20 protein-coding genes are annotated in these 20,455 nt (G+C 63.9%); 8 read left to right on the forward strand and 12 right to left on the reverse strand.

The genetic code is table 11. The features are described 5' to 3' along the window. Positions 1-237: 237 nt before the first annotated feature. From LDZ21_RS01950 to LDZ21_RS01960, 3 genes are read left to right on the forward strand one after another with little or no spacing between them, the layout of a single operon-like run. Positions 238-510: a hypothetical protein gene (locus LDZ21_RS01950; protein WP_035970180.1), complete on the forward strand. Its 273-nt coding sequence runs from the start codon at positions 238-240 to the stop codon at positions 508-510. Positions 511-558: 48 nt separating this feature from the next. After that, a complete protein-coding gene (locus LDZ21_RS01955; RefSeq protein WP_244793941.1) occupies positions 559-2,388 on the forward strand; it encodes an aminopeptidase P family protein in 1,830 nt (609 codons plus the stop codon). Positions 2,389-2,413: 25 nt separating this feature from the next. After that, a complete protein-coding gene (locus LDZ21_RS01960; protein ID WP_244793942.1) occupies positions 2,414-3,037 on the forward strand; it encodes an HAD family hydrolase in 624 nt (207 codons plus the stop codon). Positions 3,038-3,059: 22 nt separating this feature from the next. On the opposite strand, the gene LDZ21_RS01965 is transcribed toward LDZ21_RS01960, so the two are convergent. The 4 genes from LDZ21_RS01965 to ychF all read right to left on the reverse strand — a co-directional run bounded on the left by LDZ21_RS01965 (position 3,060) and on the right by ychF (position 7,713). After that, the gene (locus LDZ21_RS01965) at positions 3,060-4,187 is read right to left on the reverse strand and encodes a DUF748 domain-containing protein (protein ID WP_244794742.1); all 1,128 of its coding nucleotides are present in this window, start codon (positions 4,185-4,187) and stop codon (positions 3,060-3,062) included. A gap of 140 nt (positions 4,188-4,327) precedes the next feature. Further along, positions 4,328-5,995: an energy-dependent translational throttle protein EttA gene (ettA, locus tag LDZ21_RS01970; protein ID WP_244793943.1), complete on the reverse strand. Its 1,668-nt coding sequence runs from the start codon at positions 5,993-5,995 to the stop codon at positions 4,328-4,330. Between the two features lie 170 nt (positions 5,996-6,165). Continuing rightward, the gene (locus LDZ21_RS01975; RefSeq protein ID WP_244793944.1) at positions 6,166-6,477 is read right to left on the reverse strand and encodes a DUF3761 domain-containing protein; all 312 of its coding nucleotides are present in this window, start codon (positions 6,475-6,477) and stop codon (positions 6,166-6,168) included. A gap of 141 nt (positions 6,478-6,618) precedes the next feature. After that, complete coding sequence (ychF, locus tag LDZ21_RS01980; protein ID WP_035970320.1) at positions 6,619-7,713, reverse strand: redox-regulated ATPase YchF; 1,095 nt, start codon at positions 7,711-7,713, stop codon at positions 6,619-6,621. Between the two features lie 200 nt (positions 7,714-7,913). Here ychF and LDZ21_RS01985 point away from each other — a divergent pair, with 200 nt between their 5' ends. The 4 genes from LDZ21_RS01985 (at position 7,914) to LDZ21_RS02000 (ending at position 12,535) form a co-directional block, all read left to right on the forward strand. Continuing rightward, the gene (locus LDZ21_RS01985) at positions 7,914-9,086 is read left to right on the forward strand and encodes a UbiH/UbiF family hydroxylase (RefSeq protein WP_244793945.1); all 1,173 of its coding nucleotides are present in this window, start codon (positions 7,914-7,916) and stop codon (positions 9,084-9,086) included. Positions 9,087-9,149: 63 nt separating this feature from the next. Continuing rightward, positions 9,150-9,881 carry a DsbC family protein gene (locus LDZ21_RS01990; protein WP_035970312.1) on the forward strand — a complete coding sequence of 244 codons (732 nt, stop codon included), beginning with the start codon at positions 9,150-9,152 and terminating at the stop codon, positions 9,879-9,881. A 128-nt stretch (positions 9,882-10,009) separates the two neighbouring features. Next, positions 10,010-11,809: a M61 family metallopeptidase gene (locus tag LDZ21_RS01995; protein WP_244794743.1), complete on the forward strand. Its 1,800-nt coding sequence runs from the start codon at positions 10,010-10,012 to the stop codon at positions 11,807-11,809. 129 nt (positions 11,810-11,938) lie between these two features. After that, positions 11,939-12,535: an FMN-dependent NADH-azoreductase gene (locus LDZ21_RS02000; RefSeq protein WP_035970309.1), complete on the forward strand. Its 597-nt coding sequence runs from the start codon at positions 11,939-11,941 to the stop codon at positions 12,533-12,535. 72 nt (positions 12,536-12,607) lie between these two features. Here LDZ21_RS02000 and LDZ21_RS02005 read toward each other — a convergent pair whose 3' ends face one another. The 8 genes from LDZ21_RS02005 to rpe all read right to left on the reverse strand — a co-directional run bounded on the left by LDZ21_RS02005 (position 12,608) and on the right by rpe (position 19,792). Continuing rightward, positions 12,608-13,381: a uracil-DNA glycosylase gene (locus LDZ21_RS02005; protein WP_244793946.1), complete on the reverse strand. Its 774-nt coding sequence runs from the start codon at positions 13,379-13,381 to the stop codon at positions 12,608-12,610. Then, a complete protein-coding gene (locus LDZ21_RS02010; protein ID WP_035970306.1) occupies positions 13,378-14,031 on the reverse strand; it encodes a CYTH domain-containing protein in 654 nt (217 codons plus the stop codon). The genes LDZ21_RS02005 and LDZ21_RS02010 overlap by 4 nt, the downstream gene beginning before the upstream one ends. Positions 14,032-14,042: 11 nt before the next feature. Then, positions 14,043-14,828, reverse strand: a complete 786-nt coding sequence (gene trpC / locus LDZ21_RS02015; RefSeq protein ID WP_244793947.1) for an indole-3-glycerol phosphate synthase TrpC — start codon at positions 14,826-14,828, stop codon at positions 14,043-14,045. A gap of 12 nt (positions 14,829-14,840) precedes the next feature. Next, positions 14,841-15,872 carry an anthranilate phosphoribosyltransferase gene (gene trpD, locus LDZ21_RS02020; protein WP_035970303.1) on the reverse strand — a complete coding sequence of 344 codons (1,032 nt, stop codon included), beginning with the start codon at positions 15,870-15,872 and terminating at the stop codon, positions 14,841-14,843. Beyond that, entirely contained in the window at positions 15,869-16,459 is a 591-nt protein-coding gene (locus tag LDZ21_RS02025; protein WP_035970301.1) for an aminodeoxychorismate/anthranilate synthase component II, read from the reverse strand. The genes trpD and LDZ21_RS02025 overlap by 4 nt, the downstream gene beginning before the upstream one ends. A gap of 12 nt (positions 16,460-16,471) precedes the next feature. Then, positions 16,472-17,968 (reverse strand): anthranilate synthase component I, encoded by a 1,497-nt coding sequence (gene trpE, locus LDZ21_RS02030; RefSeq protein WP_244793948.1) that lies wholly within the window; start codon positions 17,966-17,968, stop codon positions 16,472-16,474. A gap of 397 nt (positions 17,969-18,365) precedes the next feature. Next, positions 18,366-19,106 carry a phosphoglycolate phosphatase gene (gene gph / locus LDZ21_RS02035; RefSeq protein ID WP_244793949.1) on the reverse strand — a complete coding sequence of 247 codons (741 nt, stop codon included), beginning with the start codon at positions 19,104-19,106 and terminating at the stop codon, positions 18,366-18,368. Further along, the gene (rpe, locus tag LDZ21_RS02040; RefSeq protein WP_244793950.1) at positions 19,103-19,792 is read right to left on the reverse strand and encodes a ribulose-phosphate 3-epimerase; all 690 of its coding nucleotides are present in this window, start codon (positions 19,790-19,792) and stop codon (positions 19,103-19,105) included. Before rpe ends, gph begins: the two co-directional genes overlap by 4 nt. A 285-nt stretch (positions 19,793-20,077) precedes the next feature. Between rpe and apaG the strand changes: the two genes are divergently transcribed. Further along, entirely contained in the window at positions 20,078-20,452 is a 375-nt protein-coding gene (gene apaG, locus LDZ21_RS02045) for a Co2+/Mg2+ efflux facilitator ApaG/CorD (protein WP_035970296.1), read from the forward strand. Positions 20,453-20,455: the final 3 nt, after the last annotated feature.

The raw sequence follows: 20,455 nt of genomic DNA on the forward strand, positions 1-20,455 counted from the left end.
CCGGCCGCGAATGGATAAGAAGCAGCCCAATTGCTTGACCAGATAATGCAGTCGAGTTTAGCACTCGGGCGTTCTATCGCGGTCCTTTTAGGATATTCCCAGAAGTCTTTCAGATAGTTCGAGCCGGTTAATTCGGTTTTGGACCGCTTGCCATCGCAAACCCGGCCCCCTAAACTTGTTCGTTTGAACGCGGCGCCCCGCGCCGTTTCCTAATCGAAGCCAATGGAGCGGCGCCCGATGAGCTGGATCGGCATGATTTTTCTGGGCGCGGTAATCGGCGCGGCGGGCTGGTGGCTGCATCCGCTGCGGCGCGCGGGCCGTGTCGGGCAGGGCGCGGCGGGACGCATCTGGACCGCTATCGTCGCGGGCGCGATCGCCGCCGTGATTGCGCGCATGTTCGGCAATGTCGCCGGTGTTTATCACGATGGCGATACCCTCGAATGGTTCGCCTGCACGCTTTTCGCGCTCGTCGTCGTGACCGCAACCGTCGCACTCGCGGCGCGGCGCTGAAATCCCTCCACCATCGCATCCCTCTTCGGCATTCAAGGCAGATCATCCATGAACGATCGCGTTGCACACTCCGCCACTCCCGACGCAGCCATCTTCGCGCAGCGCGTCGAGACATTGCGCCGCCGCCTGGCTGCGGACCGGTTCGACGCGGTGCTTGTCCCGTCCGCCGATCCGCACTTGTCCGAATATCTGCCGGAGCGCTGGCAGGGGCGTCAGTGGTTGTCGAGCTTCACCGGTTCGGTCGGCACGCTCGTCGTGACGCAGGATTTCGCGGGGGTCTGGGTCGATAGCCGCTACTGGACGCAAGCGGAGGCGCAACTCGCCGGCACCGGCATCGTCCTGATGAAGATGATGGGTGGACAGCAGACCGCGCCGCACGTCGAATGGCTGGCGGAGAACGTGCCGGCGGGCGGCGTCGTTGTGGTCGATGGCGCGGTGCTCGGCGTCGCGGCGGCGCGCGCTTTGGGCGATGCGCTGACCGCACGCGGCATCACGCTGCGCACGGATGTCGACGTGCTGGACGCGGTCTGGCCCGATCGCCCCGGCCTGCCCGATGCGCCCGTCTACGAGCACGCCGCGCCGCACGCGAGCGTCGCGCGCGCCGACAAGCTGGCGAGAATCCGCGAGGCGATGCGTGCGAAGGGCGCGCAATGGCACTTCGTCTCCACGCTCGACGACCTCGCCTGGCTCTTCAACCTGCGTGGCGGCGATGTCAGTTACAACCCCGTGTTCGTCGCGCACGCGCTCGTCGGAATGGACGAGGCCACGATTTTCGTCGCCGATGGCAAGGTGCCGGACGCGCTGAAAGAGACGCTTTCGCGCGACGGTGTGCGCGTCGCGCCTTATGCCGGCGCGCGTCAGGCGCTCGGGGCGCTGCCGGCCGGCGCGACGCTGCTGATCGATCCGCGCCGCATCACGCATGGCTCGCTGGAAAGCGTGGCGTCGGGCGTGAAGATTGTCGAGACGGTGAATCCGTCGACATTCGAGAAGTCGCGCAAGACGCCCGCCGAAGCGGAACACATCCGCGCGACGATGGAACAGGACGGCGCCGCGCTCGCCGAATTCTTCGCGTGGTTCGAAGACGCGCTGGGCCGCGAGCGCATCACGGAGTTGACCATCGACGAAAAGCTCACGGCGGCGCGGGCGCGCCGGCCGGGCTTCGTGAGCCTGAGCTTCGCGACGATCGCCGGCTTCAACGCGAACGGCGCGATGCCGCATTACCGCGCGACCGAAGCGTCGCATTCGGTGATCGAAGGCAACGGGTTGTTGCTGATCGATTCCGGCGGTCAATATCTGAGCGGCACGACGGACATCACGCGTGTGGTTCCCGTCGGCGAGATCACGGCGGAGCACAAGCGCGATTTCACCATCGTGCTTAAGGGAACGATGGCGCTGTCGCGCGCGCGTTTCCCGCGCGGCATCCGCTCGCCGATGCTCGATTCGATCGCGCGTGCGCCGATCTGGGAAGCAGGCGCGGACTACGGTCACGGTACGGGCCACGGCGTCGGCTATTTCCTGAACGTGCACGAAGGCCCGCAGGTCATTTCGCACTACGCGCCCGCCGAGCCGTGGACGGCGATGGAAGAGGGCATGATCACCTCGATCGAGCCGGGGATTTATCGGCCGGGCAAGTGGGGTATCCGCATCGAAAATCTGGTGATGAATCAGAGCGCCGGCAAAACTGAGTTTGGCGATTTCCTGTCGTTCGAAACGCTGACGCTGTGCCCGATCGATACGCGCTGCATCGACCTTTCGCTGCTGAACGGCGAGGAGCGCGCGTGGCTCAACGCGTATCACGAGACGGTGCGCCGGCGCGTGTCGCCGCATGTCGAGGGCGCGGCGAAGGCCTGGCTGGAAAAGCGGACGCAGGCGATCTGACAGACCCCGAAAGGAGTGGCGAACAATGACCATCAAAGCAGTCGTATTCGATTTCGGCGGCGTGCTGATCGACTGGGACCGGGAGTATCTCTACCGGCAACTGATTCCGAACGAGACCGAGCGCCGCTGGTTTCTCGACAACGTCTGCAAGATGGATTGGGTCGTCCAGCAAGACGGCGGGCAGAGCACTGAGGAGGGCACCGCGGAACTCGTCGCGCTGTATCCGGAGCACGAAGCGCTGATTCGCGCGTTCTACGCGCGCTGGCATGAAATGGTGGCCGGCGTGCTCGAGGAGGGCGTTGCGCTGGTCGACCGTCTGGACGCAGCAGACGTGCCGCTTTTCGGGCTGACGAACTGGTCAGCGGAGACCTTCCCCTACGCGTGGGAGCGCTTCGACGTGCTGCGCCGTTTCCGTGAAATCGTGGTGTCGGGGCGCGTCGGCGTCATCAAGCCCGATCCGCAGATTTTCGCGTTGATGCGCACCGAGATCGAGAAGCATCTGCCGGGCGTGGAGCCGCATGAACTCGTCTTCATCGACGATAACCTGAAAAACGCCCAAGCCGCGACCGCTCTTGGCTGGCACGGCGTTCACTACACCGGCGCGCTCGACACGGAAACGAAGCTGCGCGCGCTGAACGTGCCGATCTAGCACGCACGCCAGCGGCGACGCGCTACTGCCCCAGCAGATTCTTCAGCGCGTTGCCGATTCCCCGCACCGTATCGCCCGCGCCCTTCGCGACGCCTTCCGCGCTCACGCCGAGCGCCTTCGCGAACCCGGCCGCGAGTTTCTTCGACAGACTCTCCGACAGCGAGAACTTCGGATCGCGCAGATCGCCGTCGAGCGTGAATTCGAGCTTGATCTCGTCCTTGCGATCCTTCAGCGCGGCGATCGCGGCTTTCGTCGGTATCGACAGAAAGGTGTCGAGCGGACCCGCGCCGTCGCTGATTTGCAGGTGATTCAGCGTGAGCACTCCCGGCGCATGAATGCGGTAATCGCGCACGCTCGCGTCGAGCGTCATGTCGATGGTGCCGCCCGTCACCGCGGCCTTCGCGCCGGCTTTCTTCAGCAGGTAAGGATCGAGCGTCGCGATGTCGACGCTGCGCAGGGTCGCGCGCGTCTGTGAATCCTTGCTCGCGATGACCATCCAGCCGCCCCACGAAACCGTGCCCGTGTGCGATGGACCTTTGATGGAGCCGGTCATCGAAAGCGACGTGCGTTCGGTCAGCGCCGGCAGGTGCAGATGCTCGATCGTCGCGCGTGCGTCGCTGATCAGCACGCGATACGGCTGCTGCTGCTGCACCGATGCGTCGAAAAACTCCATCGCGCCGCGTTCGAACGACACGCGGTCGATCAGCTTTTCTTCCTGCGCGTGCTGCACGGCCTTGTCGTCGGGCTTCGCGTTGGCGACGCGCGCGGTTTCCTTGAGACCGGGGAGGATGAGCACGCGGCCATCGGCGGCGCGCACGATCGACAGATAGTAGTTGTCGACGCTCACATTGCGAAGATGCACGCGATTCGACAGCGCCGCGCGCATATCGACATCGAGCACGATGCGCTCCGCACGCAACGCGTCGCCGGCGGGCCAGTCGCGCGGTCCGCGCAGCCGCACGCGCGAAAGCGTCACTTGCCCGAAGCCGACATCGATCTCGTCGACGGAACCGTTCGGCCCGAGCGTCTCGCGGATGCGTTCCTTCATCTGATGCGCGACGAAGAACCATCCGCCGATCGCCACGACGACGATCGCGATGACGACCCCCACTGCCCACCGCGCTCCCCGCCGCGCGTCCGATGCCGCCATGTGTTGCGTCTCCCCTTGCAAGCTCATTGATTCTGCGAGAACCGCCGCGCAAACAAAAATGGCGACGTGCCCGAGACAGTCGCCATTTTTGTTGATGATGTCGGTGCGCGCGCCCGCATTGAGCGCGCTTCCGGCGCCGGTCAGCGCGTGATCGGCTTGTAACGCAGGCGCTTGGGTTTCGCACCTTCTTCGCCGAGGCGCTTGCGCTTGTCAGCCTCGTATTCCTGGTAATTGCCGTCGAAGAATTCGACGTGCGATTCGCCTTCGAACGCGAGGATGTGCGTCGCGATCCGGTCGAGGAACCAGCGATCGTGCGAAATGACCATCACCGAGCCGGCGAATTCGAGCAGTGCGTCTTCGAGCGCGCGCAGCGTTTCGACGTCGAGATCGTTCGACGGTTCGTCGAGCAGCAGCACGTTGCCGCCCGCGATCAGCGTCTTCGCGAGATGCAGACGCCCGCGTTCGCCGCCCGACAGATTGCCGACGAGCTTCTGCTGGTCGCTGCCCTTGAAGTTGAATCGGCCGATGTAGGCGCGCGACGGCGTTTCGTACTTGCCGACCGTGAGCACATCGGCGCCGCCGGAGATTTCCTCGAAGACGGTTTTGTCGGCGGCGAGCGCGTCGCGGCTTTGATCGACATAGGCGAGCTTGACCGTCGGGCCCTGGATGATCTCGCCCGAATCCGGCTGCTCCTTGCCGGTCAGCATGCGGAAGAGCGTGGACTTGCCCGCGCCGTTCGGCCCGATGATGCCGACGATCGCGCCGGCCGGAATCTTCATGCTGAGGTTGTCGATCAGCAGCCGATCGCCATACGCCTTGCTGACGTTCTTGAACTCGATGACTTCATTGCCGAGCCGATCGCCGACCGGAATGAAGATTTCCTGCGTTTCGTTGCGCTTCTGATATTCCTGGCTGTTCAGTTCCTCGAAGCGTGCGATACGCGCCTTCGATTTCGCCTGACGTCCCTTCGGATTCTGGCGCACCCATTCGAGTTCTTTCTTGATGGCTTTCTGACGCGCGGATTCGCTCGCTTCTTCCTGCTTGAGGCGGTCTTCCTTCTGGTCGAGCCAGCTCGAATAATTGCCCTTCCACGGAATGCCGTGGCCGCGGTCGAGTTCGAGAATCCACTCGGCGGCGTTGTCGAGGAAGTAGCGATCGTGCGTGACGGCGACGACGGTGCCGGGATAACGCGTCAGGAACTGCTCGAGCCATTCGACGGATTCGGCATCGAGGTGGTTGGTCGGTTCGTCGAGCAGCAGCATGTCGGGCTTTTGCAGCAGCAGCTTGCAAAGCGCGACACGGCGCTTTTCGCCGCCCGACAGATGCTCGATTTTCGCGTCCCACGCGGGCAGGCGCAGCGCGTCGGCGGCGACTTCGAGTTGTTGCTCGGGGCTGCCGCCGTCGCTCGTCGCGAGGATGGCTTCGTATTTCGCCTGATCGGCGGCGAGCTTGTCGAAGTCGGCGTCGGGTTCGGCGTAGGCGGCGTAGATTTCGTCGAGCTTCTTTTGCGCCTGGAATACATCGCCGAGACCTTCTTCGACGGCCTGACGCACGGTCTGCTGCGGATCGAGTTGCGGCTCCTGCGGCAGATAGCCGATGTTGAGGTTCGGCATCGGCTGCGCTTCGCCTTCGATGTCCTTATCGACGCCCGCCATGATGCGGATGAGCGTCGACTTGCCGGAGCCGTTCAGCCCGAGCAGGCCGATTTTCGCGCCGGGGAAGAAGGAGAGCGAGATGTCTTTCAGGATCTGACGCTTCGGCGGCACGATCTTGCCGACGCGGTTCATGGTGAAGACGTATTGGGCCATGTGGATTGTCTGTGATCGTTTGAAGATGCGAACGCCGTGCGCGGGCGGCGCGTGAGCCGGCGTTCGATGAATTCGTCTGCGCGCGATGATGCGCGTGCCCGCCGCGCTTTCGGGGCGCAGCGGGGTTGCGTGTCATTGTACTTCGGGCTTGCGCCGGGTTATCGCCCGCGCTATTGCCATGCGGCGACGCCGCCGTGTCGCGAGCACGTGCCGCTGTGGTGGCGGCTGAAGCTGTAGGTGCCGTCGCGGCATTGTGCGCTCGCGCCTTCGGGGACGGTGCCGGAGCGGGAGCGGGCGGGGGAATGGATGATGTTGCCGTCGCGGTTTTTGTAGTGGCCGTGATTGTCGAGGTCGGATTCGTCGGGTTGCTGCTGGTAGTTGCCGTTGTAATAGGCGTGGGCCGGCGCGTAGGGCAAAACGCTGGCCGTCAGCGCGAGTGCGCAACCGAGCAGGAAGGTGCGGATCTTTCTATGTCTCTTCATTTTCTCTTGGCCTCTGATAGTTCTTATCGGCGATATTTCGCCATGCGCCGCCCATGAAAAAAAAGCGGAGTGCCATTTTTCAGGCACTCCGCTTTTCGAATCAACCGCTTTGACAGTCTTTGACTTGTCTTGTCGCGCCGCTTAGACGTTGAACAAGAAATTCATCACATCGCCGTCCTGCACCACATATTCCTTTCCTTCCGCCCGCATCTTCCCGGCTTCCTTCGCGCCTTGTTCGCCCTTGTACGCGACGAAGTCATCGAAGGCAATCGTCTGCGCGCGAATGAAGCCGCGTTCGAAGTCCGTATGGATCGCGCCGGCAGCCTGCGGCGCCGTGTCGCCCACATGAATGGTCCACGCGCGCACTTCCTTCACGCCCGCCGTGAAGTACGTCTGCAGCCCAAGCAGCTTGAAACCCGCGCGAATCACGCGATTCAGCCCCGGCTCCGTCATGCCCATGTCGGCGAGGAAGTCCTGCTTGTCGGCGTCGTCGAGATCGGCGATTTCGGCCTCGATCGCCGCGCACACCGCGACCACCGGCGCATTCTCGGCCTCCGCATGCTTGCGCACCGCGTCCAGATACGGATTGTTCTCGAAGCCGTCTTCCTTCACGTTCGCGACGTACATCGTCGGCTTCGAGGTGATCAGGCAGAACGGCTTGATGAGCGCCTGTTCGTCGTCGTTCAGACCGAGGCCGCGTACCGGCTTCGCCTGATCGAGCTGCGCGCGCACCTTCTCGAGCACCGCGACGAGCTTCGCCGCTTCCTTGTCGTTGCCCGACTTCGCCGCCTTCGAGTAACGCGTAAGCGCCTTCTCGACCGTCGCCAGATCGGCCAGCGCCAGTTCCGTGTTGATGACTTCGATATCCGCGATCGGATCGATCTTGCCCGCGACGTGAATCACGTTCTCGTCTTCGAAGCAGCGCACGACGTGCGTGATGGCATCCGTCTCGCGGATGTTCGCGAGAAACTGATTGCCGAGGCCTTCGCCCTTGCTCGCGCCGGCGACCAGCCCCGCGATATCGACGAACTCGACGACCGCCGGCAGGATGCGCTCCGGCTTCACGATTTCAGCCAGCGCCGTAAGACGCGCGTCCGGCACTTCGACGACGCCGACATTCGGCTCGATCGTGCAGAACGGATAGTTCTCGGCGGCGATACCCGCCTTGGTCAACGCATTGAAAAGAGTGGACTTGCCGACGTTAGGCAAGCCGACGATGCCGCATTGGAGGCTCATGGAATCCTTCGAACTGGTGAGACGGCGCTTCGTCGCGCGCATTCGTCAATCGATGCTCGCGAGGCGGCCAGCATTGCGCGCCAGCGCCGGGGCCGCATCCGCAGCCGGGCAAACCGACATTGTAACGCCGCGCGGCATCAACGTTTCCGCGCCCGACCAGCGCCAAAACCCCCGCAACCCTCGCGGCTATAATGCCCCACATGACTTCGCATCCCTTGACCTTTCACGCGGTCGTCGTCGGCGGCGGGCTCGTCGGCAAGACGGCTGCACTCGCGCTCGCCCAGTCCGGCCTGCGCACCGCGCTGCTCGCGCCGCAAGCAGCGGGCTTGCCGCCCGGCGCCATCTTCGATTCGCGCATCTACGCGCTGTCGTCCAGTTCGCAGACCTTGCTCGAGCGGCTGCGCGTCTGGCAGGCGCTGGATCGCTCGCGGCTCGGTCCGGTCTTCGACATGCGCGTGTTCGGCGATGCTCACGCGGAGCTGCATTTCTCCGCCTTCCAGGCATCGGTGCCGCAGCTTGCGTGGATCGTCGAATCGACGTTGATCGAGCAGGCGCTCGACGCCGCCTTGCGTTTCCAGCCAAGTCTTTCGTGGTTCGAAGCACGCGCGCAAGGCATGACCGTCGAAGAAGACGCGGCTTTCGTCACGCTTTCGAGCGGCGAGACGTTGCAGACGGATCTGATCGTCGGCGCGGACGGCGCGCATTCCTGGGTGCGGGCGCAGATGGGCGCGAAGATGGAGCGCCGCGATTACCGGCAGACGGGTGTCGTCGCCAACTTCAAGGCGGAACGGCCGCACGGTGAAACCGCGTATCAATGGTTCCGCGATACCGAAATCATCGCGCTGTTGCCGCTGCCGGGCGATCACGTGTCGCTCGTCTGGTCGGCGCGCACGCAGCATGCGGACGAACTCATCGCGCTCGATCCGGCGCAGCTTGCCGCGAAGGTCGAGGAAGCATCGCAACGCACGCTCGGCGCGCTCGAATGCGTGACGCCCGCGCAGGGCTTTCCGCTCGGGCTGCAGACGGTCGACCGGCTGGTTGCGCCGCGCGTCGCGCTCGTCGGGGATGCCGCGCATCTGATTCATCCGCTTTGCGGCCAGGGCATGAATCTCGGCCTGCGCGATGTCGCCGCGCTCGCGGATGTCATCGTGAACAAGGAAGCGTTCCGCGATCTCGGCGATCCGATCCTGCTGCGCCGCTACGAACGCGCGCGCCGCGAAGACATCCAGAAGCTGATGGTCGTGACGGACGGCATGCAGCGGCTCTTCTCCGCGCCCGGCACACTGGCCCGCGCGATCCGCAACACGGGCATGGCGTTCGTCGGGGCGCAGCCGCTTGCCAAGCGCTGGCTCGTGTCGGCGGCGCTTGGTTAAGCGGTCAACTCACATACAGCGGGGCGCGCCTGGCGGCGTCGCCCCGCATCTACGGAAAACGGCATGAAAACCACTCTTCGCCTGAGTCTCGCCACGGTCACGACACTGGCCGTGACGCTCGGCCTCGGCTGTTCGGCGCAGGCCGATCAGACCACCGACAAGCTCAAATCGACGCTCGAATCGCGCATGGGCGATGCGACCATCAAGAGCATCGAGAAAACGCCCATTGCCGGGCTGTACGAAGTCAACCTCGGTTCGCAGATCATTTATAGCGATGCAGGCGGCAACTACGTGCTGCTCGGCGATCTCGTCGATACGCGCAACAGCAAGAACCTGACCGAAGCGCGGCTCGCGGAAACCAACAAGATCGATTTCGCGAAGCTGCCGTTCGAGAACGCGGTGAAGGTCGTGAAGGGCAACGGCAGCCGCAAGATCGCCGTGTTCTCGGACCCGAACTGTCCATACTGCAAGCAACTCGAGTCGACGCTGAAATCGATTGATAACGTGACCGTCTACACGTTCCTGTATCCGGTGCTGTCGCCGGATTCGACGGCCAAGTCGAAATCGATCTGGTGCGCGAAGGATCGCGCGATGAGCTGGGAAGGCTGGATGCTCGACCACAAGGCGCCGGCGACCGCCGCCGCCTGCGACACCACCGCGATCGACAAGAACCTCAAACTCGGCCGCTCGATGAACGTCACCGGCACGCCGACCGTGTTTCTCGCCGATGGCCGCCGTCTGCCGGGCGCGGTGCCTGCGGATCAACTGGAAAAGGCATTGTCGGCGGTACGCTGAAGCCGGTGTAATCGACGGGAAGGAGGCGCGCGCGCCTCCTTTGGTTTTTCGGCCTGCCATTGCGTGCAATTGCGCACGCGCGTGTTGCAGCCCAAAAAAAGAACAAGGACTACGCGATGAATTCCCCGATGCAACCGGTGCGCTACAGCATCGTTCCGAAGAACCCGGCCGCGCACATTTTCGAAGTGACGCTCACCGTTGCCGAGCCGGACCCGGCCGGTCAGCGCTTCCTGTTGCCGGTGTGGATTCCGGGCAGCTACATGATCCGTGAATTCGCGCGCAACATCGTGACGCTGCAGGCGTTCAACGCGGCGGGCCGGCGCATCGCGATCGAGAAGATCGACAAACATGCCTGGCAGGCCGCGCCGCACGACGGCCCGATTACGCTGCGCTACGAGGTCTATGCGTGGGACCTGTCCGTGCGCGCTGCGCATCTGGATGACACCATCGGCTTCTTCAACGGCACGAGCGTGTTCCTCGCGGTGGAAGGGCAGTCGGCGGCGCCTTGTATCGTGGATATCCAGCCGCCCGCCGGCGGCGCGCTTCGCAACTGGCGCGTCGCGACGGCGCTCGGCGAATCGCGCGGAACGAAGCGGTACGGCTTCGGCAGCTACGAGGCGGCGAACTACGACGAACTCGTCGATCACCCCGTCACGCTGGGCGAATTCGCGCTTGGCGGATTCACGGCGCATGGCGTGAAGCATGACATCGTGATCGCGGGACGCGTCATCGGACTGGACATGCAGCGGCTCGCCGTCGATCTGAAGCGCGTCTGCGAAGCGCAAATCGCGCTGTTCGAACCGCGCACGAAGAAAGCGCCGATGGACCGCTACGTGTTCATGACGGTCGCCGTCGCCGACGGCTACGGCGGGCTGGAGCATCGCGCATCGACGGCGCTGATCTGCAATCGCGGCGATCTGCCGGTGCAGGGCCGCCCTGAAATGAGCGACGGATATCGCACGTATCTCGGTTTGTGCAGCCACGAATACTTTCATACGTGGAACGTGAAGCGCATCAAGCCGGCGGCGTTCGCGCCGTACGACCTGTCGCAGGAGAACTACACGTCGCTGCTGTGGCTCTTCGAAGGCTTCACGTCCTATTACGACGATCTGATGCTCGTGCGCAGCGGGCTCATCAGCGCCAGCGACTACTTCTCGCTGCTCGGCAAGACCATCGGCGGCGTGATGCGCAGCAGCGGGCGATTGAAGCAATCCGTCGCGCAGAGTTCCTTCGATGCGTGGGTCAAGTACTACCGCGCCGACGAAAACGCGCCGAACGCGATCGTCAGCTATTACCAGAAGGGATCGCTGATCGGGCTCGCATTCGATCTCTCGATTCGCGCGCAGACCGGCAACCGGAAATCGCTCGACGACGTAATGCGCCTGCTGTGGCAACGTTACGGCCGCGATTTCTACAACGGCAAGGCGCGCGGCATCCGCGAGGAAGACGTCGAAGCGCTCTTCGCCGAAGCGACCGGCGCCGATTTGCGCACGCTGTTTCGCGACGGCGTGCGCGGCACTCGCGATCTGCCGCTCGATGCGCTGCTGGAGCCGTTCGGCATCGCGCTTGCGCCCGACATGGCGACCAACGGCACGGCCGGCAAGCCGTCGCTCGGCGCGCGTGTGCGGGGCGGGGCGGACTGCACGGTCGCGGTCGTCCACGATGGCGGCGCGGCGCAAAAAGCCGGGCTGTCGGCGGGCGACGTGCTGGTGGCGATCGATGGCCTGCGCGTCACCGGATCGAATCTGGATGCGCTGCTGTCGCGTTATCTGCCGGGCGCGAAGGTCGGAATCCATGCGTTCAGACGCGATGAACTGCGTCGCGCGGAGCTGCGGCTCGACGCGCCGGAGGTGTCGCGTTACGTGCTGACCGCGATGGACGGGCGCGGTCCTTCGAAGCAATGGCGCGAGCGCTGGCTCCGGGGCTGAACGCCGATTGTTCTACCGGTGCAACGATCCTTCACGGTCGCGCGGCTTTTTCGCGGATGTCGAAAAACTGAGAATGCTTCCTGACGCGGGCGCTTCCGGTGCCCGGACCCATACAGGAAGGAAGACATCATGACGACGATTCTGCAAATCAACTCCGCTGCTCGTTCGCAAGGCGCTCAGTCGACGCTGCTCGCCGACGAACTAACCGCAAAGCTGCAACAAAGCAATCCGGGCGCGAAGGTCGTCGTCCGCAATCTGCTCGCGGACAATCTCCCGCACCTCGACGATGCGACGCTCGGCGCGTTCTTCACGCCCGCCGATCAGCGCAGCGCCGAGCAGGCGGCGATCGCCGCGAAGAGCGACGCGCTGATCGCGGAGTTGCAAGCAGCGGATATCGTCGTGATCGCGGCGCCGCTGTACAACTTCGGCATTTCGTCGCAACTGAAGGCGTATTTCGACCAGGTCGCGCGTGCGGGCATCACGTTCCGCTACACCGCGAATGGTCCGGAAGGGCTCGTAAAGGGCAAGAAGGTGTTCGTGGTGTCGGCGCGCGGCGGCAAGTATGTCGGCACGCCGCACGACTCGCAGACGCCGTATCTGCAATCGTTCCTCGGCTTCCTCGGCATGACCGATGTGAACTTCATCTACGCGGAAGGCCTGAACATGGGCGCGGATGCGGCTGGCGCGGCGTTGGCGCAAGCACGCGAGGCAATCGCGGCGCTGTAAGCCGGCGATACGCCGGTGCATGAAAAACCCGCTGGGTCTCGCGATCGCAGCGGGTTTTTTACGTCGATGCGCTTACTCCGGCAATTGCCAGTCGATCGGCTTCCGTCCGTGCTGCACGAGATACTCGTTCGCCCGCACGAAATGGCCGCATCCCAGAAAGCCGCGATGCGCCGACAGCGGCGACGGATGCGGCGCTTCGAGCACACAATGCGCTTTCGCCGTTCCTTCGATCAAGCCGCGCTTCGCCTGAGCGTGCGCGCCCCACAGCATGAAGACGAGACCCTCGTGCCGAACGGCCATCTCGTGGATGAGCGTATCGGTGCATTGCTCCCAACCGCGTTTCGCGTGGCTGCCGGCTTTGTCGCGCTCGACCGTCAGCGATGTGTTCAGCAACAACACGCCTTGCCTGGCCCACGCATCGAGACAGCCGTGCGACGGCGCGGCGAATCCGAGGCTCGCGTGAATCTCCTTGAAGATGTTGCGCAGCGACGGCGGCGGGCGCACCGGCGCGGGCACCGAGAACGCGAGGCCGTGAGCCTGTGGCGCGCCCTTGTCCTCGCCGTGATACGGGTCCTGGCCAAGGATGATCACCTTCACGTCTTCGGGACGCGTCAAGCGCAGCGCGCGGAAGACATCGGTGGGATAGACGGTCTTGCCGGCGGCGCGTTCCGCATCGACGAATTCGCATAACGCCGCATAGCGCGGGCTCTCGATGAACGCCTTCAGATGACGCCGCCAGTCGGCGGGCAGGGCGTCGAACTGACTTTCGAGCGTGGCGAAGCTCAATGCGCCGGACGCCTCGGCCACGCTTTCGGCTTCCGCAAAAAGAGAGGGCTGACGATTCATGCTTCCGCGTCGTTGAGGTTGCTCTCGGGCCGCTCGCGCAGCCGATACCCGCGCTGCGCCTTGCTGACGTCTTCGGGATCGAGTTCCGGAAACGCGCCGCGCAGTTCGGCGGCGAGCGTTTCGAGCGCGCTTGCATCGCCCGATTTCAGCTCGACTTCCAGTTCGCTGATTTCCGAGCGCCGCGTTTCGCCATCGACGTCCGCGGTGATTTCGCCCGAATCGAGCGCGACTTCGATCTGCGATCCCTCGCGCTCGACATCCCACACGATGCGCGTGAAATCGGTGCGAAAGAGCGCGATGAGATCCGGCGCGGCGGCCTGCAGTGCAGCGCGGGCGGCGTCGTCGTCGCAGGCGGCGAGGAGCGCATCGATTTCGAGCGCTTCGCCTTTGACCGGCAGTTCCCATTCGTGCCGGCTATGCATTCCGGCCTTGGCTTCCCCGAGCGTCTTGTAGGTTTGCAGCCATTGTTCCGGCGTGCGGCGCAGACGCAGCGCGGACTTCGCTTTCGCGAGCGTCAGCGACGGCGTGTCGAAGTAGACGTTGCCGAGCTTCATCGGCTTGCCCGCGCCGGTGCGCTCGTCGAAGAAACGCGCGACGTCGTCGTGCGACGACGGCGACAGCGCCAGTTTGATTTCCCGTTCGATACCCACTAGCCGCCCCGTTAGAAGAACATGCGGGCGAGTTCCGCGCCCGGATCGTCGGCGCGCATGAACGCTTCGCCGACGAGGAAGGTGTGCACGCGCATCGCGCGCAGCCGCTCGACATCGGCGCGCGACAGGATGCCCGATTCCGTCACGACGATGCGATCGTCCGGCACCGATTCGAGCATGCCGATGGTCGTGTCGATCGTTGTCTGGAACGTGCGCAGATTGCGGTTGTTGATGCCGATGAGCGGCGTCTTGAGCGTGAGCGCGTTGCGCAATTCGTCGGCGTCGTGCACTTCGACCAGCACCGCGAGTCCCAGCGAGTGCGCGTAGGCTTCGAGGTCCTGCATCTGCGAAAGCTCGAGCGCGGCGGCGATCAGCAGAATGCAGTCGGCGCCCATCGCGCGCGCTTCGATGACCTGATACGGATCGATGATGAAGTCCTTGCGCAGCACCGGCAGGCTGCACGCGGCGCGCGCTTCCTCGAGATACGCGACGCTGCCCTTGAAGAACTGCACGTCGGTGAGCACGGACAGACACGCGGCGCCGCCTTGCTCATACGAACGGGCGATATCGGCCGGCACGAAATGCTCGCGCAATACGCCCTTCGACGGACTCGCCTTCTTCACTTCGGCAATGACGGCGGCCTGATTCGCCGCATGCTTCGCGCGCAACGCGCCGACGAAATCGCGCAGGTCGCGTGCGCTCGCTTCGAGCTTCAACTCTTCGAGCGGCGCGCTTTGTTCGGCGGCGCGGATTTCCTCGCGCTTGACCCCGATGATGCGATCCAGAATGTCACTCATGTCAGCTTCCGTTTAACTTTTGAACTGCTGCGTGAACTTCACGAGCGTCTCGACTTTCTCGCGCGCCGCGCCGCTCGTAATCGCCTCGCGCGCGGCGGCCATGCCGGCGGCGATCGAATCGACGACATCGGCCGCATACAGCGCCGCGCCCGCGTTCATCGTGACGATCTCGCGTGCGACGCCCGCCTTGTTGTTCAGCGCGCCGAGGAGCATCGCCTTCGATTCCTGCGCGTCCTGCACTTTAAGCGTGCGGTTCGACACCATCTGCAGGCCGAAGTCCTCGGGATGAATTTCGTATTCGGTGACTTCGCCGTGCTTCAGCTCGCCCACCTTGGTCGCCGCGCCGAGCGACACTTCGTCCATGCCGTCCTTGCCGTACACGACGAGCACGTGTTTCGCGCCGAGCCGCTGCATCACGCGAACCTGGATGCCGACGAGGTCCTCGTGGAACACGCCCTGCAGCTGATGCGGCGCGCCCGCCGGATTCGTCAGCGGCCCGAGAATGTTGAAGATGGTGCGCACGCCGAGCTCGCGCCGCACGGGCGCGATGTTCTTCATCGCGGGATGATGATTCGGCGCGAACATGAAGCCCATGCCTGTCTCGTGAATCGATGCCGCCACCTGTTCGGGCGTCAGGTCGATGTTGACGCCGAGCGCTTCGAGCACGTCCGCGCTGCCCGACTTGCTCGATACCCCGCGATTGCCGTGCTTCGCGACCTTCGCGCCGGCCGCAGCCGTGACGAACATCGACGCGGTGCTGATGTTGAAGGTATGCGAGCCGTCGCCGCCGGTGCCGACGATATCCACGAAATTGGAGTTGTCGTCGACTTCGACATGGTTCGCGAACTCGCGCATGACGGTCGCCGCCGCCGCGATTTCGCCGATGGTTTCCTTCTTCACGCGCAAGCCGGTGATGATCGCGGCAGCCATCACGGGCGACATCTCGCCGCGCATGATCGTGCGCATCAGATGCAGCATTTCGTCGTGAAAGATCTCGCGATGCTCGATCGTGCGTTGCAGCGCTTCCTGTGCAGTGATGGTCATCGTTTTGCGCCCTTGCCTGCCGTGGTGTTCTTCACGAAGTTTTCGAGCAGGGCGTGACCGTGCTCCGAGAGGATGGATTCCGGATGGAACTGCACGCCTTCCACTTCCAGTTCCTTGTGACGGACACCCATGATCTCGCCGTCCGGCGTCCACGCTGACACTTCCAGACAGTCGGGCAAAGACTCGCGTTCAATCGCGAGCGAGTGATAGCGCGTCACGTTGAAGTGTTTGGGAAGATCGGAGAACACGCCCTTACAGTCGGTTTCGATCTGGCTCACCTTGCCGTGCATGATGGTTTGCGCGCGCACGACGCGTCCGCCGAACGCCTCGCCGATCGCCTGATGGCCGAGGCACACGCCGAGAATCGGCAGCTTGCCGGAGAATTCGCGCAGGACGTCGAGCGTGATGCCCGCGTGCTGCGGATTGCTCGGCCCCGGCGACAGGCAAATGCGATCGGGTTCGAGCTTCGCGATGTCGTCGAGCGTGATTTCGTCGTTGCGATAGGTGCGCACATCCTCGCCGAGTTCGCCGAAGTACTGGACCAGGTTATAGGTGAACGAGTCGTAGTTGTCGATCATCAGCAGCATGGTCTTGTCTCCTCAGAAGTCGCTGTCGAGGCCGTCTTGCACTTGCTCGGCGGCGCGCAACACGGCGCGGGCCTTGTTTTCCGTCTCTTGCCATTCGGACTCGGGGACCGAATCGGCGACGACGCCCGCAGCCGCCTGCACATACAGATTGCCCTTGTTGATGAGGCCGGTGCGGATCGCAATGGCGAGATCCATCTCGCCGCTGAACGACAGATACCCGACCGCGCCACCATACAGTCCGCGCTTGACGGGCTCGAGCTCGTCGATCAGTTCCATTGCGCGCACCTTCGGCGCGCCGGACAGCGTGCCCGCAGGGAAGGTCGCGCGCAGCACGTCGAAGTTGCTCACGCCGGGCTTCAGCTTCCCTTCGACCGAACTCACGATGTGCTGAACGTGCGAGTACTTCTCGATGATCATCTTGTCCGTCACGGCGACCGAACCCGTTTCCGCGATGCGGCCCACGTCGTTGCGCGCGAGGTCGATCAGCATGACGTGTTCAGCGACTTCCTTCGGATCGTTCAGCAATTCGGTGGCGAGTTCAGCGTCGCGCTCGGGCGTGTTGCCGCGCGGGCGGGTGCCGGCGAGCGGGCGGATCGTCACGATGCGGTCCTCGGCGCGCTTTTCCTGACGCACGAGAATTTCGGGCGACGCGCCGACCACGTGCACATCGCCGCCGAAGTTGTAGTAGTACATGTACGGCGACGGATTCAGCGACCGCAGCGCGCGATACAGCGAGAGCGGATTGTCGCGGAACGGCTTGATGAGACGCTGGCCGACCTGCACCTGCATCAGTTCGCCCGCCGCGATGTATTCCTTCGCGCGTCGGACCGCGTTCAGATAATCCTCTTTCGCGAACTCGCGATAGGTTTCCGTGCGCACGCTCGCGGATGTCACCGGCGGCTGCACGGTCGCGCGCAGCCGGCTGCGCAGTTCGCGCAGGCGATGCTTCGCCTTTGCGTAGGCTTCGGGCTTCGTCGGATCGGCGTAGACGATGAGATAGAGCTTGCCCGCGAGGTTGTCGATGACCGCGACTTCCTCCGTCAGCAGCAACTGGATGTCGGGCAGGCCGAGATCGTCGCGCGGCGCCGTGTTCGCCAGCTTCTTCTCGATGTAGCGCACCGCGTCATAGCCGAAGTAGCCGGCCAGACCGCCGCAGAAACGCGGCAAGCCCGGACGCAGCGCCACCTTGAAGCGCTTCTGGAAGCGCTCGATGAACGCGAGCGGATCGCCTTCGTCGGTTTCCGTCACGGCGCCGTCGGTGACGACTTCGGACACGCCGTTCTGCATGCGCACCATCGTGCGCGCCGGCAGTCCGATGAACGAATAACGCCCGAAGCGCTCGCCGCCGACCACCGATTCGAGCAAGAACGAGTTCGCGCCGTTGCGTTCGGGTTGCGCCAGCTTCAGATAAAGCGACAGCGGGGTTTCGAGGTCGGCGAGCGCTTCGGCGATCAGCGGAATGCGGTTGTAGCCTTCATTCGCCAGCGATTGGAATTCGAGTTCGGTCATGTTGCGATCCTTGATCGACGCGCGCCTTCATATGGGGATGCGGCGTCGGGAAGAACTGGGGCGCTGCGGTCGGCTTGTTTCTCGCGTTGTCGGCAGATGCGTCCGAGCCGCGCGGGTGCGGTTCAGACGACGATCGGACCTTTCGCGGCAGCGCGCGGCCTGCGTCAGATGTGACGCACGGCAACACATGCCATGAAACGGCTCGATGGACCAATCAACGGAAACGGCGCGGGAATGCGCAGCGAAACAAAAAACGGATGCTGAAGCGAGTGCAGTAAGACGCGACATGGCTTCAGCGTACCTCGGGTGAGGTTAGCGCGACCAGCGACGCCAGGGCCAGGCTCCCCGGTCGATGCTGCTCAGACTCCGTTTTCTGTTAAGAAACATGAAAGATGGACTATTCAGTCAGAGTGGTGTCGGGCGGCGCCAGTGTCGCGGCAATCGCCATGGCTGCGGTGCGCAGCGTGGAAACTATACCATCGGATTTCACCGATTGCACTGCTTTCCCGTGGTTATAGCCATAGGGCACGGTAAGCGTCGCCATGCCGGCGGCGCGGCCCGCGAGCGCATCGTTCTCCGAATCGCCGACCGCGACGGTTTCGCGCGGCAGTACGTCCAGGCGTTCGCAAGCGGTGAGCATCGGCAGCGGATCGGGCTTCTTTAGCGCGACCGAATCGCCGCCGAGAACGACCTTGAAATACTGCGCCACGCCGAAGTGCGACAGCAGTTCCACCGCGAACCGATGCGGCTTGTTGGTCACGCACGCGAGCGCGATGCCGAGTTCGCGCATTGCTTCGAGGCCTTCCTTGACTTCGGGGAAGAGCGTCGAATGCTTGCCGTTGATCTTGGCGTACTCGCTTTGATAGGTGGCGAGCGCGTCGTCGAATTGCGCGGTGGCTTGCGGGTGCGGCAGACGGGCGGCCAGCACGCTGCGGATCAGGTTCTCCGAACCCTTGCCGATGTAGCCCACGACTTCATCGCGCGTGACGAGCGGTTCCACGCCGATGCGCGCAAGCATGCCGTTCAGGGCGGCGACGAAGTCGTTGGCGGTATCGACCATGGTGCCGTCCAGGTCGATGATGGCCGCGCGAATCGGCCGGTTCGAAAAGGCGGGCAACGCCGCCGCGCTATCGCTCATTGCTGCGCTCCCGAGTTCGCCAGTTCGACACGCATCGCGTCGATCACCTGCTTATAGTCAGGCTTGCCGAAAATGGCGGAGCCCGCGACGAATGTGTCCGCGCCGGCCGCCGCGATTTCCGCGATGTTGTCCACTTTCACGCCGCCGTCGATTTCCAGATGGATGTGGCGGCCCGTGCGCTCGCGGTAAGCGTCGATGCGCGCACGCGCTTCGCGCAGCTTGTGGAGCGCCTCGGGAATGAACGACTGCCCGCCGAAACCCGGATTGACCGACATGATCAAAATGAGATCGAGCCGGTCCATCACGTGATCGAGATAATTTAGCGGCGTCGCCGGGTTGAACACGAGGCCGGCCTTGCAGCCGTGATCGCGGATCAGCGACAGCGTACGGTCGATGTGATCCGAACCCTCCGGATGAAAGCTGATCACATTGGCGCCCGCCTTCGCGAAATCGGGCACGATGCGATCGACGGGGCGCACCATCAGATGCACGTCGATGGGCACGTCCACGTGCGGGCGGATGGCCTCGCACACCATCGGGCCGATGGTGAGGTTCGGCACGTAATGGTTGTCCATTACGTCGAAGTGGATCCAGTCGGCTCCGGCGGCGACGACGTTGCGGACTTCCTCGCCGAGCCGGGAAAAATCGGCGGAAAGGATGCTGGGAGCGATGTGAAATTGCGCCATGAGCGTATCTGATGTGAGGCCAGAATGCATGAAAGCCTGATGGCTCGCGGGCCAGCAGGCGCAAAGGCCGGCCAGCGTGCGGCCCCGGGTCCGAAGCCGTGATTCTAACTCGCGATTTTCCCGGCGTAAGTCGGCCGAATGGCCAGATGAACGCTGTCCGCGCGCTCAGCGCTCCGGATTCCGTGTTGCGGGCACGGGCTGCATCAAGCAGAATGCGTGACCAATAGCGGCACACCCGCTCGCTGTCTGCCGGCAGCGAAGCGACGAATTGAACTTGGAACGACGATGAGCCAGTACGAATTCAGCGTGTCCGTCGAGACGCGATATCTGCCCGAACAGTCCGATCCGGACAGCCGCCAATACGCCTTTGCCTACACGCTGACGATTCGCAATACCGGCCAGGTTGCGGCTCAACTCATTTCGCGTCACTGGATCATCACCGACAGCGACAACCACGTGCAGGAAGTGAAGGGCCTCGGCGTAGTCGGCCAGCAGCCGCTCCTGCCGCCCGGCGAGCGATTCGAATATACGAGTTGGGCGGTGATCGGCACGCCGGTCGGCACGATGCGCGGCGAATACTTCTGCGTCGCGGAGGACGGCGAGCGCTTCGAGGCGCCGATCGCCGAATTCGCCCTGCATATGCCGCGCACGCTGCATTGAAGC

The sequence above is a fragment of the Caballeronia grimmiae genome (assembly GCF_022879615.1).
Lineage (GTDB): Bacteria > Pseudomonadota > Gammaproteobacteria > Burkholderiales > Burkholderiaceae > Caballeronia > Caballeronia grimmiae.